Here is a 14,992-nt window from a genome sequence, read left to right on the forward strand (position 1 = left end):
CTCACTATCAGGTTCGTCACATGAGCGTCACCCTCCTTGGTTCCCTTGCCGACGCCGGCGAAAAGCTTCCGCTGTATTCGTTTCAGATCCCTGCGGGTTTTCCTTCGCCGGCGGCTGATCACATCGAAAAGCACATTTCCCTCGATGAGGTTTTCGAGATTCGTGCGCCGCACGTTTATCTGGCGAAAATCGAAGGGGAGAGCATGCGCGATGCCGGGATATTTTGCGGCGATCTGGTGATTGTCGATCGCAGCCGCACTGCTGAGCATGGCGATATCGTTATTGCCGGGCTCAACTCCGAGCCGGTCTGCAAGCGCCTGCACCTGCGCGACAACACTATTATCTTGCTGTCGGCCAACAGTAAGTACCCGCCGCGCTATGTGATGGAGGGCGACGAGCTGGTTATCTGGGGCGTGGTGACTTACAGCGTGCGCGACCATGGCAAATCGTGACCAGGTCTTTGCGCTGATCGATTGCAACAGCTTCTACGCAAGCTGCGAGCGGGTCTTCCGACCTGATCTGGCGAAGACGCCGATCGTGGTGCTGAGCAATAACGACGGCTGCGTTATTGCGCGTAGTTACGACGCCAAACCTTTTGTGAAAATGGGCGCGCCGTACTTTCAGATTCGCGATGATCTGCGCCGCCACGGCATTCAGGTGTTCAGCAGTAACTACGCGCTGTATGGCGACATGAGCGAACGGGTGATGACGATCATCGAATCCATGGTGCCTGCCGTCGAGGTGTACAGCATCGATGAAGCGTTCGCTGATCTGAGTGGCATTCCTGGCGATCTGACGGCGTTTGGCAGGACCATTCGTTCTGCCGTGTTCAAACGCACCGGTATCCCGGTCGGCGTGGGCATCGCTCCGACGAAGACGCTGGCCAAGCTCGCCAACCACACGGCAAAACGCTTGCACGCGCATACCGGCGGCGTGGTCGATATTTGCGACCCGGTCAAACGTGACTGGGTGCTGCGCAACACCGACGTGGGTGATGTGTGGGGCGTCGGCCGACGGATGAAGGCTCATCTCGAATGCATGCAGATCAGAAGCGCGATGGACCTGGCGAAGGCCGATCCATGGACATTGCGGCGCAAGTTCAGCGTGGTGATCGAGAAGACCGCGCGCGAACTCTGTGGGACATCGTGTCTGGAACTGTCGGAAACGGAGCCGCCGAAGCAGGAAATCTGCAGCAGCCGCATGTTTGGTAAACGCCTGACCACAATCGAACCGATCAAGGAAGCGGTGGCGACCTATGTGCATCGCGCGGCAGAAAAGCTGCGTGCACAGAACTCGTTATGCAAGAAGATTCGCGTGAGCATTCGTACCGGCATGTTCAATCCGGAGGAGGCCAAGTACGCCAATGGCGCGCTGATCGAGCTGCCTTACCCCACGAACGACGTGCGCTTGCTGTGCACGGCGGCGAGCGAAGCGATTGACCGGTTGTTCAGGCCGGGCTTCAAGTACAGCAAGGCAGAGGTGTTGTTGATGGACCTGCGTCAGCCCGGAGAATTTACCCAGGACCTGTTTGCTGAGGCACAACCGCAGGCGGCGGAGAAGGTGATGGGCGTTCTCGATCGGATCAATCAGCGCTGGGGGAGCGGGACGCTGCGCGCGGCAAGCGTGCCGGCGGATCCGGCCTGGGGGATGCGGCGGGAGATGATGAGTTCGAGTTTTACGACGAGGATCGATCAGTTGTGGGTGGTTAAATGCAATTGAGGCCACAAGGATCCCGGTTTGGTGTCGCGTTGCTTCAATCGAGTGGATCGGCCTTACAATCGCGGCCTTCACTTTCGCAGTAAAAGGACGGTTCTCATGATCATTTCCACCACTCATTCCGTCGAGGGGCGGCAGATCACAGCCTATCTGGACATTGTCAGCGCCGAGTCTGTGCAAGGCGTCAACGTTATCCGCGATATGTTCGCGGGCATGCGCGACTTCTTTGGCGGGCGGTCGCAGACCTTGGAACGAGCGTTAAAGGAAGCTCGCATTCAGGCAACCGATGAACTCAAGGATCGTGCGCGGGCATTGCAGGCTGACGCCGTGGTGGGCGTGGATTTTGGGATCAGCATGCCGGCAGGCAAGGGGGGCATGGTGGTGGTGTTTGTCACCGGAACGGCGGTGAAGCTGCGCTGATCATCGCCGTCAGGGTCAAGCCCATTCACATAAGGAATGGGCTTGGCCGCGTCGATCAGCCTTGAGGCTTGAGAATCACCGTACCTTTTGAGTCATAGGTCAGCGGTGTATCAATGGCGACAAGGAGCGGTGTCCCGTCAGGCTGAGGCGATGGGGCTGGCTCGCTGGGGTGATAGACGACGCCCGGCTGCAAGAGCGGTTTATCCGGGTATTTGATGGTGATCTCGCCCGAGGCGATCTTTTCCTTGAGTTTTTCCGCAGCGGCTTTGCCGGCTGCGATCTGCTCGTCCGTGAGTCTTACGACTGGCATGTTCGGGAATCCGTTGATCTGCATGATCTCTCCTTGAGATTCATTTGTAGGAACTAGGGCAACGGCCGTTCGAAGAAAATCTTTAGGGGATGATCCTGTGGTCGCGACGCTTGATCCATTCGTCGGTGATCGCCAATGCTGGACTGCGAGTCCAGGAATGACCGGCTAGTCTCAAAAGCGCTGAGGGTCGATTTTTTCAGGCAAAACTGTTTTGCCGGTATCGGCCCGGTTATGCAGGGGAGAGGCTATGACAGGTCCGTATGTCGAAGATGATGGCGCTGAGTTTTCATTCAACAACTGTGTGCGCTGCGGTCAGTCGGAGTATCAGTCGGGTTTTGGCGAAGATCCGGTGAGCATTGGCAAAATCAAATCTGTGGTCCCCAAAGGGCCCAGGGCGAAGTTCCTGCCCAAGGTCACGGCAAGGACCCGAAAGTGATTTTGCCCCGTAACCCCGTCATCGAACGGGGTTTTTTACGAGCGCAGAAATGTACCCACGGCGTTGACATAAATGTGGGTTTTTTTTCACAAACTTTTCACGTTGGTCAACGTAGGGTGAAGCCATCCGTTAGAAAGCAAGTCTCCAGCCCGTCTCCCCAGCGGGCTTTTTTTTGCCTGGCATAAAACCTTTTCTCTGATCGCGGTCCAAACGACGCTGTCGCGTGCGTCTGGACTTTCCCGCGCCGAGCGCATTAATCCTGGCCCTTCTTGTTCATCCCGTTTATTTGAGGTTTTTGTCATGCGTTTAACACTGCCTGCTCTGGTTCTTGGCCTTCTGGTTGCTCAAGGTGCAATGGCTGCCGGCGACGGCACCGCTGCGCTGGGCGGTGGCCTGGGTGGTGCGCTGGGCAACGTGGTTGGTCAGAAAATGGGCGGCAGCACGGGTGCGGCAATCGGCGCTGGCGTCGCGGGCGCAGCGGGCAGCGCAGTCGCCGCACGCAAGGGCAGCCGCACCAAAGCGGCGATCGGCGGCGGTGTCGGTGCAGCCGGTGGTTCGGTGATCGGCAATAGCCTGGGCGGCCGGAACGGCGCCACTATTGGCGCAGGTCTGGGTGGTGCCGCCGGCGGCGCAGTGGGCAGCAACCTGGGCAAAGGTCACAAGCGCCACTGAGCCTGCTGGCTGGTCAGAAGAAGCCCGACTTGATGTCGGGCTTTTTCATGGCTGAACGTTTCGCCAGAAATCATCTCCAATCTGCATACGCCCCGCTTGGGCGGAACGTCCCGATTCGGGAACTGCGAGGTTCAAATGCGATTGTCATTATCTGCACTGTTTTTCGGTTTGTTCGTGGCGCAGGGCGCGATGGCTGCCGGAGACGGCAGCGCTGCCGTGGGCGGTGGTCTCGGCGGTGTGCTGGGTAATGTGGTTGGCGGACAACTGGGCGGCAGCACGGGCGCAGCGGTCGGCGCGGGTGTTGGCGGCGCGGCCGGCAGCGCTGTCGGCGCGGACAAACGCAATCGCACCGAGGCCGCGATTGGTGGCGGTCTTGGCGCCGCAGGCGGCTCGGTCGTCGGCAACAGCCTCGGCGGCTCCACCGGCTCCGCTATTGGCGCCGGTCTAGGCGGCGCAGCGGGTGGCGCAGTGGGTAACAACCTTGGCGACGACGACGGTGGATCTCATTCCGGCGGCCATAAGCACAAGAACAAACACAAAAATAAACATCGCTGATTGATCAACGGAAACCCGGCCTGGCGCCGGGTTTTTCGTGTCTGGCAGTTGGAAAGAGGAACGATTGGTGGCAGGGCTTTTCGAACGTCATACATCCACGCGATCAAGAGGTTCGCCATGACTCCTGAAACTGAAGGCAAAGAAGAAAAGGGCCCGAATGGACAGCCGTTTATCAATGATCCTGGGAACGAGGATCCGGGGTCGTTGATGGATGATGCGACGGTGCCGTTGAGTGATGCGGATGAAGCGGATATGGAGTATGAGGAGGATGGGGATGAGCAGTGAGGAAGGATTGTGGTGAGCTGAGAGTTTGGATTGGATTTTAAGGGCCTGAGTGAGCAGGCCCTTTTAGTGATCGTGTCTAGTTCGCTTCTTTTAAGTCGGCCCATACATACAAATTACTTATGGCTGACATTTTTTTGATTTTTTTTAGAGTGATGTATTCGTCGAATTCTTTTTCGATGGTTTCTTCATTGCAATACTTTCTATGCTTAGATGGTCGTTCACAAGCAAAGTTGTGTAGACGCCAAACATCAAATCCATTGATTTCACCGTTAGGGCCATAGTCAAAATCTACGGTCCCTGTCGATAGATTGATGCGGCAGCCAATACCATGCAATTCATATTTAACGCCTCGAGTGACTCTCCCGCGTCGCTTTATCGCCTTGGTGTACCAGAGCCTTCGAATGTCTCGAGTGCCAAATTTATTTTCAAGAATTAACGTGCTGGAATCTACCATGGAGATAAAATCATTTATCAGGGTTTCCAGAGTTTCATTTTGATCGCTCATCTTCTTCTCCGGTGCTCCAATCTGTCGAAGCCTACATTATTTGCTGACTCTAATATATCTTCAATGCTTCTTAGAGATCCTTCGTACGCTTTCAGATCTGTTATGAGTTTAATCGTCACATTGGTCGAAGTTTGTCGTGCAGCTGCAGCGCGGTGGTGTCCGTCCAGAATATATAAACTGCCGTCATGTTCTAGAACGTCAATGGGGCGTACTGAATTGAATCCGTCACGCATTTTGTCCTTATACCCATCTACTGTCCTAGTTGAAGTCTTTCCCTCGATTGCATGTACTCGTTTCAGAGTTTTTGGATCTATATTGTGAGCAATGGCCGGTACGTCCGGCTCTCCCTCATCAACCTTAATCCCATCACTCGCCCCCGGCACCTGACACCCAGGCTTATTCGGCAGCGGGCAATTGGACGTCAACCCCAACGGATCCATCCACCCCGTCGGATTCGGCACGTACTGGTACTGATTCAACCCACCGGCCAACTTGATCGGGTCCGGCGTCAGGTACCGCCCCAGCCTCGGGTCGTAATACCGGTGGCGGTTGTAGTGCAATCCGCTTTCCGCGTCGAAGTACTGCCCCTGAAAACGCAGCGGCTGGTTCAGGTAGTCGTCGCCCGCCAAGGTCAGCGCAGCGACTTTGCCGTAGGCGTCGTATTGCGCGGACCAGACGATGTCGCCGCCGTAGTCGGTGAGTTCTTGCGGCGTGCCGAGGTGGTCCAGTTGGTAGTAGAACGGGCAGGCTTTTTTCGGGCCTTTGCCGTCGAGCAGCGCCAGTGGGCGGAAGGTGCCGGGTTCGTACACGTAGCTGCGGTATTCGTTCGGGCTGCTTTCGGCGACGATCTGGTCGCCTTGCCAGAAAAATTCGGTGGTCTGGCCGTCGACGGTTTTGCGGGTGCGCCGACCGAAAGCGTCGTATTGATAAGTGGCGGTCTGGCCGTCGGGGCGGGTCAGGCCGACCAGGCGGTGCTGGCTGTCGTAGCGGTATTCGGTGACGAGTGTCTGTGCTTTGCCGCGGCGTTCGCGGATCAGGTTGCCGAAGGCGTCGTAGTCATAATGACGGTCGCCCTGCATCAGCAGGCGATTGCCTTTGACCTGGCTCGGGCCGGGGCGGTCCTGCATCAGCAGGTTGCCGGCCGGGTCGTGGGCGAAGGATTCCGGCAGTTCGTCGCGTGAGTGGCGGACGCGGATCAGTCGGTCGAGGGCGTCGTAGCCGTAGGTGCGTTGGCCGTGGCGGCTGTCGGCGATGTGGGCGAGGTTGCCGTTGGCGCTGTAGGCATAATCGCGACGGTAGAGCGAATCGCGCTGATGGCCTACGGCGTGGGCGAGCAATCTTCCCTGTTCGTCGTAGGCATATTCGCTGAGCAGCAGGCCTTGCTGGCGCTGCACTTCGCGGCCGAACTGGTAGACGTGACGGGTCAGCGGCGTGCCGTTGAGGTCGATCGCGCTCAGCGCGCCGCCCTTGGCGTAGTGGTAATCGAGTTTGCTGTTGTCCGGCAGGCGCAGACGTTTGAGCTGGCCGCAGGCGTCATAGGTGTAACGCAGGGTGCCCCAGCCCTGGTGTTCGGTGATCAGCCGGTCCTGGCGGTCGTATTCGAAGGCCAGCGGGTGGTTTTGGCCGTCATCGACGGCGATCAGACGGCCGAGGCGGTCGTAGGCATATTCAACCTTGATGCCATCGGGCAGGGTCTTGACCAGCAAGCGTCCGGCCGCATCGCGCTTATAGGTGGTGACCAGCTGCGAGCCGTCATCACCAAACTCGGTCTTCTCCAGCAGATGCCCGTTCAGGTCATAGGCATACGCCGTGCGCCGTCCGTCAAAACCCGTTTCCTGTCGGATCAATCCGCTCGGCGTGTAGTCCAGTCGGTATTTTTCTCCCGACTCGTTTTCGATCTCGGTGAGCAGTAGTTGCGCGTGGTCGTAGCGGTACTGCACCTGCGTGCCGTCGGGGTTGATCCGCCGTGAAACCAGGTGCAGGTCATCGTCGTACTCGTAACGGGTGATGCGCCCGAGTTCGTCGCGCTCGGCGGTCACCTGGCCGTAGGCGCCGTAGCTGTAAGCGCGGGTGCTGCCGGTAGGAAATGTCTTCTGGATCAGTCGGCCAACGGCGTCCCACTGCTGGCGGGTGACGGCGCCGTGTTCGTCGGCCGTGTTCGTCCTTCGTCCCAATGCGTCGTAGGAAAAGCGTCGCACACCGCCATCGGGCAGGGTTTCTTCGGTCAACTGGCCGAGCGGATTCCACACCAGCTTATGGCGGCTGCTGTCCGGGTAGCGGATCGACAGCAGTTGCCCGCGCACGTTGTAGTAGTAATGAGTGACCTGACCGTCAGGATCGACCGCTTCGGTGACATCGCCCTCGGCGTTGCGCCGGAAGGTCCACACCGCATCGCCGCGGGTGCGCCGGTAGAGGAAACCGTTGCGGTACTCGTAGGACGTTGGCGCGTCGTCCGGCGGAATCAGCGCAATCAGCCGTCCGACCTCGTCGTAGCGGTACTCGGTGACGGCGCCGAGCGGGTCCTGTTCGGCGATCAACCGGCCTTCAGCGTCATAGGCCTTGAGGTGTTCGCTGCCATCCGCCTCGACCTTGCGCACCAGCCGCGCGCGGTCGTCGTGGACGTAGGTTTCTTCGGTGCCGTCGACGTACTGCACCGCGACACTGCCGTCGTCCGCCCAGACGTAACGGGTGTTCATCTGCGAGAACGAGGCCCAGTGCCTGACGCAACGTGCAGCCTTGCCGGAGCGTTCCCACTCCCAGAAGAAGCTCGCGCCACCGGCCAATTGCCGCTGCAGGATGACGTGAGCGTCGTCGTAGTCGTAACGCTCGCTGTCGCCGACCGCGTTGGTGGCTTCGATCAGATTTTGATAAGCGTCGAAGCGGTAACTGACGAGGGTTTGTTCAGTCACCCATTCCGCATGCTGAAAAACCTGATAATCCACGCCAACCAACTGCGCGCGGTCATAACGCAGCGACAAAGCCCGACCGGCACCGTTTTCTAAACGGCTGATACGGTCATGACGATCGCGAACAACACACAAGCGGTTGCCATACACATCACTGACCGCCGTCAGCCGCCCGGCGCGAAAGTGATAAAACCGCGCCGCCTCCCCGGCCAGCGCCAGAATCAGCTCTTCCGGTTCATCCCCCAGAAAAATCGCCGCCCGCGACAGACTGTTGTGAATCGCCGGCCGGGTCGCACTGGGCAACGGAAACCGCGTACGACGGTTTTCGTGATCGACCCAGACCACTTCATCAGCGCAGAACTCCAGCCGATGCGTCAGCGAATGGCTCCAACCAAACCCCAGGCCGATATCAATTTCGACGGCGCTCGAGCGATACAAACGGCTGAATTCAAACGGCAGCACACCATCAAGCACCGCGTCGGTCAGCGTCAGCAGCTCTTCGCCGGTAACCATCGACACCGGACAGCCATTGGTGCAGGTGCGCGATACGCAATCGGCGCTGTCGCCGTTGGGGTTTTTCGCCTGGTCGGCGGAGTCGTCGCGAGGTTCGTGGCGCTCCATCCGCGTCGAGCCGCCAGTCTTGCCCCGCGCAAGCGGCGCCGGATTCGGCACGGTCAGTACCTGCGAATCGGCCTGACGAATCTTCAGCGGAACGGAGGGCGCCGGTTTCAGCGCCAGATCACGCGCATGCAGCATCAACGGTTTCAACGCGCCGGCGTGCTTGTTTAATACCGGTGTCGTTGACGTCAGCTGCGTCAGGCGCAGTGCCAACGCCGCCAGCCATTGGCGCGCACGCGGCGACTTGATCTTGTCCAGCACCTTGCTGCTCAAGCGCAGCGACACACCGGCACCGCCGGCCACGCGCATCAGCAGAAAACTGACCAGCAGTTCGACCCGCACCTCGGCCACCACTTCGGTCAGGTACTGCGGCGGCAGCATCTTCAGCCAACTGGTAAACGCGGCCAGATGAATGAACAGCAGCGGCTCGTCGCTGAGCATCAACAGCGCGTTGGCGATGGCCTCGCTGGAAGCCGCAAGCAACGCCTCCAGCTCAACGTCGCTGAGGTACTCAAGGAGTTTTTCGCTATTAACCTGCAAGTCGGCGAGGAGGGCGAAGACCTGTTTAATGTCGTCCCAAACGCCGTTGAGCGCGCTCTCGAAACCGCGCCAGTCGGCCCGTTGCAACTGCCCGTAACGCTCAAGAAACCCTGCGCTGGAAAATTCCGTCCACTGCGGCTGAAACCCGGCCCACTCGCCGCGCAACCAGTCTTCCAGTTCCCCGATCACCCCTTCATAAGAGGCATACAACGCCCGCACCTGCTCAGTGGAAACATCGGGAAAGAAGGTGATGCGATAACGCTGGCCCCGCTCGCAGTCGGTGACTTGCAGAATGCCGCTGGGGCCAATGGTATGGCGCAGCGGTACGCCGAACGTCTGGACGCCGTCGACCTCACTGAGCAGCGGTTCAAGCGCCACCGGTGTATTGCCGATCGGCACAAAATGCGCGGCTTCGAACAGGTGCACCAAAGTCAGCGGCCCGTTGGCCGGGCACATGACCACCGACGAACTGAGCGGCTGGCGCGAGGTGATCGGCGCACTGAGGCGCACATCGTTGCCGACGGTAACACCTGCTCGATGTCGAGCGCGGTGCCGGTCCAGAACTGCTCGGCCCAGGCGTCGTAGTTGTTCAGGCACAGGCGGAATTCGCCGATCAAGGCTTCGAAATCCGGTTGCTCGGGATTGAGCGCGGCCACCACCAGCAAACCGATGCTGTTGTTCAGGGCCAGGAGCCGATCAGGTTCAAACATTCGCAGTCGCTCGCGCACATCAAAAGGGTGCGAGGACTTTGCGGGGGATCAAAAGAGAAAGAAGTCGGGTAAGTAGGCAGTGTCTGTAGGATGTTTCGCTAATTTTTCGCGAGTGTTTCAGCGCCTCATGGACATTGGCCGTTGCTCAATGTCTGTCGGGCTCGCTATGCTGCTGAACCCTTTAATCCGATCCGAGCAGCGGCCACTTTGCCGCCTGGGATGTCATTGATAACGGATCCGAGATGAATGCACCGCTGAAGGCATCAGGCCCGATCAAGGCCGTGATTTTCGATATGGACGGTTTGCTGCTGGACACCGAGGGCATCTACACCGAAGTCACTTCGCTGATTGTCGGGCGTTACGGGCGCACCTTCGACTGGAGCATCAAACAGAACATCATCGGCCGTGGCGCCAACGACCTGGCGAACTACGTGGTGCAGGCGCTGGAGCTGCCGATCAGCGCCGAAGAGTTTCTACAGATCCGCGAGCCGTTGATGCGTGAGCGTTTTCCCAGGGCGCAAGCGATGCCGGGGGCGGAGGAACTGGTCCGTCACTTCAAGGCGCACAACATTCCGATCGCGGTGGGCACCAGTTCCTCGCGCCAGTCGTTCGGCCAGAAAACCACGCTGCACCGTGACTGGTTCGCGCTGTTCGATTTCATTGTCACCGCTGATGATCCGGAAGTCGGCGCCGCGAAACCGGCACCGGATATCTTCCTCACCGCCGCCCGACGTCTGGGCGTCGCGCCACAGGATTGTCTGGTGTTCGAGGATTCGCCGTTCGGCGTGACCGCCGCGAAAGCCGCCGGGATGACCGTCATCGCGATCCCCGATGCCGCGATGCCCGACGAAAAGTACGCACACGCCGACGGCATTCTTCGTACCTTGAAAGGCTTCACCCCGAGCGCCTTCGGTTTACCGATGCTGGAATGGGCCTGAACATCTGAAACAAAAAACGCCGCCGCTCTATGAAAGGAGCGGCGGCGTTTTACTGTCAGGTGACCCGCTGAATCAGGCGCCGAAACCACCGTCGATGGTCAGGCTGGCACCGGTGATGTAACCGGCTTCCGGCCCCGCCAGATAAGCGACGAAACCGGCGATTTCTGCGGCAGTGCCGTAACGCCCAACGGCCATCAACGGGATCAGGCTGTCGGCGAAGTCACCGTGCGCCGGGTTCATGTCGGTGTCGACCGGGCCGGGCTGTACATTGTTGATGGTAATGCCGCGCGGGCCGAGGTCGCGAGCCAGGCCTTTGGTCAGACCGACCAGCGCCGATTTGCTCATGGCATACACACCGCCACCGCCGAAGGGCATGCGGTCGGCGTTGGTGCTGCCGATGTTGATGATCCGCGCGCCTTCGCCCATGTGCTTCGCTGCTTCCTGCGAAGCAATGAACACGCTGCGCACGTTGATCGCCAGGGTCCGGTCGAAATCTTCCAGACTGAAGTCCTCCAGTGGCGCAATGGCCAGCACGCCGGCGTTGTTGACCAGAATGTCGAGGCGCCCAAAGGCTTCGACGGTAGCGCTGACGGCATGGCGGATGGCCTCGGCGTCGGCGCTGTCAGCCTTGATCGCCAGGGCTTTGCCGCCGTTGGCGGTGATGCTGTTCTGCAGTTCTTCGGCCTTGGCGGCGGAGCTGACGTAAGTGAAGGCAACAGCAGCGCCTTCAGCAGCCAGGCGGTTGACGATGGCTGCGCCGATGCCGCGCGAACCGCCTTGGATCAGAGCGACTTTGCCGCTGAGGTGTTGAGTGGTCATGTTCGATCTCCAAATGTTCAAGGCGGGATGCCTTGGTGTTGGTGCCGAGTATCGGCGTCGCATCGACCACCGTGTAGACCCTGATTGCTATAGTCTGTGTAAACCAGAAGTTTATAGTGGTGATCATGGAAACGTTCAGCAGTATCGAATGCTTCGTGCGCAGTGCCGAGGTTGGCAGCTTCGCCGAAGCCGCGCGCCGCTTGAGCCTGACCCCGGCGGCAGTCGGCAAGAGCGTGGCGAAACTGGAGGCGCGGCTCGGCGTGCGGCTGTTCCAGCGTAGTACACGCAGCCTGACGCTGACCGAGGCGGGGCAACTGTTTTTGAGCGAAGTCAGCGCCAGCCTGACCACGATCCAGAACGCCGTGGCGAATCTGGCCAGCGCCGGGGGGCAACCGGCCGGGACGTTGAAAGTCAGCATGGGCACGGTGTTCGGGCGCCTGTATATCGTGCCGTTGCTCGGTGAGTTTCTGCAGCGTTACCCGGCGATCAACCCGGACTGGCATTTCGATAATCGACAGGTCGATCTGATCGGCCAGGGCTTCGATGCGGCGATCGGCGGTGGTTTCGAACTGCCTCAGGGCGTGGTCGCACGCAAACTGACACCGGCCCATCGGGTGCTGGTCGCGTCACAGGACTATCTGTCGGCGCACCCGGCGATCACTCATCCGGACGACCTCAAACCGCACGACGGCATCCTGATTCGCTCGCCGCAAACCGGGCGCGTGCGTTCCTGGCAACTGACCCACCGCGACCGGCAACACAGTCCGCTGACGCTGCAGGCGCGGATGACCATGAGCGATTCCGAAGCGGCGTGTGCGACGGCGATGCAAGGGTTGGGGATTGCGCTGGTGAGCATGCCGTTTGCGGTCGGGTATCTGCAGGCGGGGACGTTACAGCGGGTGCTGCCGGACTGGTTTGTCGACGACGGCAATATTTCGATTTACTACGCCGAGCATAAATTGTTGCCGGGCAAGACTCGGGCGTTTGTCGATTTTGTGATTGAGCAGTTTGCGGAGCGGGGATTGGCGGGGCGGTTCAGTGCCATTTGAGCAGGGATTGAGACCGAGATGCGGCCATCGCGAGCAGGCTCACTCCTACATTTGGAATGCGTTCCCCTGTAGGAGTGAGCCTGCTCGCGATGAACGATAACGCGGTCTATCGGGCAAACCGCCCCGGCCAGCCCACAATGTTCTTCGGCCGCGGCGTCGCATAAGTGCGCACCTTGGACGTCGACAAACGCAAGCGCACCAACGCTTCGGCAATCGTCACCGCCGCTGTCACGCCATCCACCACCGGCACTCCAGTCCGCCGACGAATCTGCTCATCCAGGCCGGCCATGCCCCCGCAACCCAGGCAAATCACCTCGGCCTTATCCTGGGTCACCGCCAGTTCAGCCTGATGCACGATGGCTTCCAGCGCACGCTGCGGCTCGTGTTCCAGCTCGAGCACGGCCAGACCACTGGCCCGTACCGACGCGCAACGATCCCACAGACCGGACAGTTTCAGACGATCCTCGATCAGCGGCACGGTGCGGTCCAGTGTGGTCACCACCGAATACGCGTGGCCGAGAAACATTGCCGTGCTCGCCGCCGCGTCGGTGATGTCCACCACCGGCACGTTGAGCAGTTCCTGCAAGCCTTCGCGGCCGTGTTCGCCGTAGCCGGCCTGAATGACCGCGTCGAACGGCTGGTCGTAGGACATCACCCGGTCCATTACGGCAATGGCGGCAAGATAGCTTTCGAAGTTGCCTTCAATCGAATCGGCGCCGAAATGCGGGGTCAAGCCGACGATTTCGGTGCCGGGAGCAGCGACAGCCTGCGCCGAGCGGGCGATGGCTTCGGTGATGGATTCGGTGGTGTTGACGTTGACCACGAGAATACGCATGGGGACATCCTTATTGCGGGCAGTAGTGCGGCCCGAAAACCGGGCCGCGAAGGGATTAATGGCAGACGTTATCAACGGCGATGGATTCGCCACTGACGTCGGCGTAGTGCGGCTGACGTTGGGCGATGATCAGATAAAGCATCCCGGCGATCCCGGCGCCGATCAGCCAGGAAAACGGTGAGACGCTGTGGAAACCTGGCACCAGCGCCAGGACGATGGCGATCAGCGCCGCAGGAATGAACGCCGCCACGGCGCGGAAATTGACGCCACGGCTGTAGTAATAAGCGCCATCGGCTGCTTCGCTGTAGAGCTGCGGCACGTTGATCCGGCCTTTGCGGATCAGCCAGTAGTCGACCATGATCACCCCGTACAACGGGCCCAGCAGGGCGCCGAGACCGGAGAGGAAATACACGATCACCAGCGGGCTGTTGTAGAGATTCCACGGCAGGATCAGCACCGCGATGGTCGCGCTGATCAACCCGGCGCGGCGGAAGGTCAGGTACTTCGGCGCCAGATTGCTCAGCACAAAGGCCGGGGCGACGAAGTTGGCCATGATGTTCACCGCTACGGTGACGATCAGAAACGCCAGGCAGCCGAGTACCAGAAAGAAGGTGTTGGGAATCGAAGCGATGATCTCGGTCGGACTTTCGATGATTCGCCCGTTGATCTGAAATTGCGCGCCACAGAGCAGGACCGTAATCGCGGCGAACAGCAGAATATTCACCGGCAAACCCCAGAAATTTCCCACCTTGATGGTCTTGCGGCACGGCGAAGAGCGGGCGAAATCGCAGAAATTCAGAATCAACGTGCCGTAGATCGCCAGCCACAACGCGCCGCCGGCAAAGATATTGCGCCACATCTCGGCACCGGTCAGCGGTTCGCGGATCGACCAGGCGATGGTCGCGTTGGCCTGGAAGTACATCCAGGCGGCGAGGGCTGCGACTGTCAGCAGAATCACCGGACCGGCAAACGCTTCGTATCGACGCACCATCTCCATGCCGTAAGCAAGAATCGCCAGTTGCACCAGCCAGATCGCCACGAAACACACCCAGCCCAGACTCGACAGGCCAAGGATCGAGTCGTGATCGTACTCGGCGAAACCGGGATGCACGGCGGTCAGCAAAACGCGGAATACCACCGAGGCGAGGTACGTCTGAATACCGAACCAGGCAATGGCGATAACTGCCCTGATCAATGCAGGAATTTGCGCCCCGTGAATGCCGAAACTGATCCGGCTGATCACCGGAAACGGCACCCCGGTTTTCTGCCCCATGTAACCGGACAGGTTCATGAAGAAATACACCAGCGCCGCGCCGATCCCCAACGACAGCAGAATCTGCCAGCCGCCCAGACCCAACGCGTACAGGCCGATGGCGAACGAGTAGTTGGCGATGTTGTGCACGTCATTCGTCCACAGCGCGAAAATGCTGTATTTGCCCCAGCGCCGGCCTTCGACCTTGGTCGGCGCCAGGTCGCTGTTGTGCAGACGCGGGCTCAGTTGCAGCGGCTCGCTCAGTCCGTCGTCGGGCAACGGTTGATCAAGCGTGGAGGAGGGCAGATTCAGCGCGATGTTATTGGAGAGACTTGTACGCATTCCGGCAGGCTCCTGATGTTCAGGCCGCGATGACTGTGCATGAGCCGGCGGGCTCGACATATCTTCGTCGCGACGGTGACAACA

Annotated in this window: 16 protein-coding genes; 9 read left to right on the forward strand and 7 right to left on the reverse strand. The window is 59.8% G+C overall.

Annotated features, from left to right (window positions below; all coding sequences use genetic code 11):
* Positions 1–20 precede the first annotated feature (20 nt).
* The 3 genes from BLU52_RS07125 (at position 21) to BLU52_RS07135 (ending at position 2,136) form a co-directional block, all read left to right on the forward strand.
* Positions 21–452, forward strand: coding sequence for a LexA family protein (locus tag BLU52_RS07125; protein ID WP_090282525.1), 432 nt, complete (start codon positions 21–23; stop codon positions 450–452).
* Positions 439–1,719: a Y-family DNA polymerase gene (locus BLU52_RS07130; protein ID WP_090282526.1), complete on the forward strand. Its 1,281-nt coding sequence runs from the start codon at positions 439–441 to the stop codon at positions 1,717–1,719. The genes BLU52_RS07125 and BLU52_RS07130 overlap by 14 nt, the downstream gene beginning before the upstream one ends.
* A 96-nt stretch (positions 1,720–1,815) precedes the next feature.
* Positions 1,816–2,136, forward strand: a complete 321-nt coding sequence (locus BLU52_RS07135) for a YbjQ family protein (protein ID WP_090282527.1) — start codon at positions 1,816–1,818, stop codon at positions 2,134–2,136.
* A 55-nt stretch (positions 2,137–2,191) separates the two neighbouring features.
* Here the strand turns inward: BLU52_RS07135 and BLU52_RS07140 are convergent, their stop codons facing one another.
* Positions 2,192–2,470 carry a hypothetical protein gene (locus BLU52_RS07140; RefSeq protein WP_090282528.1) on the reverse strand — a complete coding sequence of 93 codons (279 nt, stop codon included), beginning with the start codon at positions 2,468–2,470 and terminating at the stop codon, positions 2,192–2,194.
* Between the two features lie 223 nt (positions 2,471–2,693).
* Here BLU52_RS07140 and BLU52_RS26925 point away from each other — a divergent pair, with 223 nt between their 5' ends.
* The 4 genes from BLU52_RS26925 (at position 2,694) to BLU52_RS26775 (ending at position 4,394) form a co-directional block, all read left to right on the forward strand.
* Positions 2,694–2,882: a hypothetical protein gene (locus BLU52_RS26925; protein ID WP_090282529.1), complete on the forward strand. Its 189-nt coding sequence runs from the start codon at positions 2,694–2,696 to the stop codon at positions 2,880–2,882.
* Between the two features lie 300 nt (positions 2,883–3,182).
* Positions 3,183–3,554 carry a hypothetical protein gene (locus BLU52_RS07150; protein WP_016773803.1) on the forward strand — a complete coding sequence of 124 codons (372 nt, stop codon included), beginning with the start codon at positions 3,183–3,185 and terminating at the stop codon, positions 3,552–3,554.
* A 135-nt stretch (positions 3,555–3,689) separates the two neighbouring features.
* Positions 3,690–4,109 carry a YMGG-like glycine zipper-containing protein gene (locus tag BLU52_RS07155; RefSeq protein ID WP_090282530.1) on the forward strand — a complete coding sequence of 140 codons (420 nt, stop codon included), beginning with the start codon at positions 3,690–3,692 and terminating at the stop codon, positions 4,107–4,109.
* Between the two features lie 117 nt (positions 4,110–4,226).
* Positions 4,227–4,394, forward strand: coding sequence for a hypothetical protein (locus BLU52_RS26775; protein ID WP_167359890.1), 168 nt, complete (start codon positions 4,227–4,229; stop codon positions 4,392–4,394).
* 76 nt (positions 4,395–4,470) lie between these two features.
* Here BLU52_RS26775 and BLU52_RS07160 read toward each other — a convergent pair whose 3' ends face one another.
* From BLU52_RS07160 to BLU52_RS26930, 3 genes are read right to left on the reverse strand one after another with little or no spacing between them, the layout of a single operon-like run.
* Positions 4,471–4,899 (reverse strand): DUF6896 domain-containing protein, encoded by a 429-nt coding sequence (locus tag BLU52_RS07160; protein WP_090282531.1) that lies wholly within the window; start codon positions 4,897–4,899, stop codon positions 4,471–4,473.
* Positions 4,896–9,473, reverse strand: a complete 4,578-nt coding sequence (locus BLU52_RS07165; protein ID WP_408003548.1) for an RHS repeat-associated core domain-containing protein — start codon at positions 9,471–9,473, stop codon at positions 4,896–4,898. Before BLU52_RS07165 ends, BLU52_RS07160 begins: the two co-directional genes overlap by 4 nt.
* Positions 9,395–9,673: a hypothetical protein gene (locus BLU52_RS26930; protein WP_231988011.1), complete on the reverse strand. Its 279-nt coding sequence runs from the start codon at positions 9,671–9,673 to the stop codon at positions 9,395–9,397. Before BLU52_RS26930 ends, BLU52_RS07165 begins: the two co-directional genes overlap by 79 nt.
* 242 nt (positions 9,674–9,915) lie before the next feature.
* Between BLU52_RS26930 and BLU52_RS07170 the strand changes: the two genes are divergently transcribed.
* Complete coding sequence (locus BLU52_RS07170) at positions 9,916–10,611, forward strand: HAD-IA family hydrolase (protein ID WP_090282532.1); 696 nt, start codon at positions 9,916–9,918, stop codon at positions 10,609–10,611.
* Between the two features lie 72 nt (positions 10,612–10,683).
* Here the strand turns inward: BLU52_RS07170 and BLU52_RS07175 are convergent, their stop codons facing one another.
* Entirely contained in the window at positions 10,684–11,430 is a 747-nt protein-coding gene (locus BLU52_RS07175; protein WP_090282533.1) for a 3-oxoacyl-ACP reductase family protein, read from the reverse strand.
* A 125-nt stretch (positions 11,431–11,555) separates the two neighbouring features.
* On the opposite strand from BLU52_RS07175, the gene BLU52_RS07180 reads away from it, so the two are divergent.
* Positions 11,556–12,479, forward strand: coding sequence for a LysR family transcriptional regulator (locus BLU52_RS07180; RefSeq protein ID WP_090288461.1), 924 nt, complete (start codon positions 11,556–11,558; stop codon positions 12,477–12,479).
* Between the two features lie 106 nt (positions 12,480–12,585).
* Here the strand turns inward: BLU52_RS07180 and BLU52_RS07185 are convergent, their stop codons facing one another.
* Both BLU52_RS07185 and BLU52_RS07190 read right to left on the reverse strand, forming a co-directional pair.
* The gene (locus BLU52_RS07185; RefSeq protein ID WP_090282534.1) at positions 12,586–13,314 is read right to left on the reverse strand and encodes an aspartate/glutamate racemase family protein; all 729 of its coding nucleotides are present in this window, start codon (positions 13,312–13,314) and stop codon (positions 12,586–12,588) included.
* Between the two features lie 55 nt (positions 13,315–13,369).
* Complete coding sequence (locus BLU52_RS07190; RefSeq protein ID WP_090282535.1) at positions 13,370–14,908, reverse strand: NCS1 family nucleobase:cation symporter-1; 1,539 nt, start codon at positions 14,906–14,908, stop codon at positions 13,370–13,372.
* Positions 14,909–14,992 lie beyond the last annotated feature (84 nt).

Origin of the sequence: Pseudomonas granadensis (assembly GCF_900105485.1) — a bacterium.
Lineage (GTDB): Bacteria > Pseudomonadota > Gammaproteobacteria > Pseudomonadales > Pseudomonadaceae > Aquipseudomonas > Aquipseudomonas granadensis.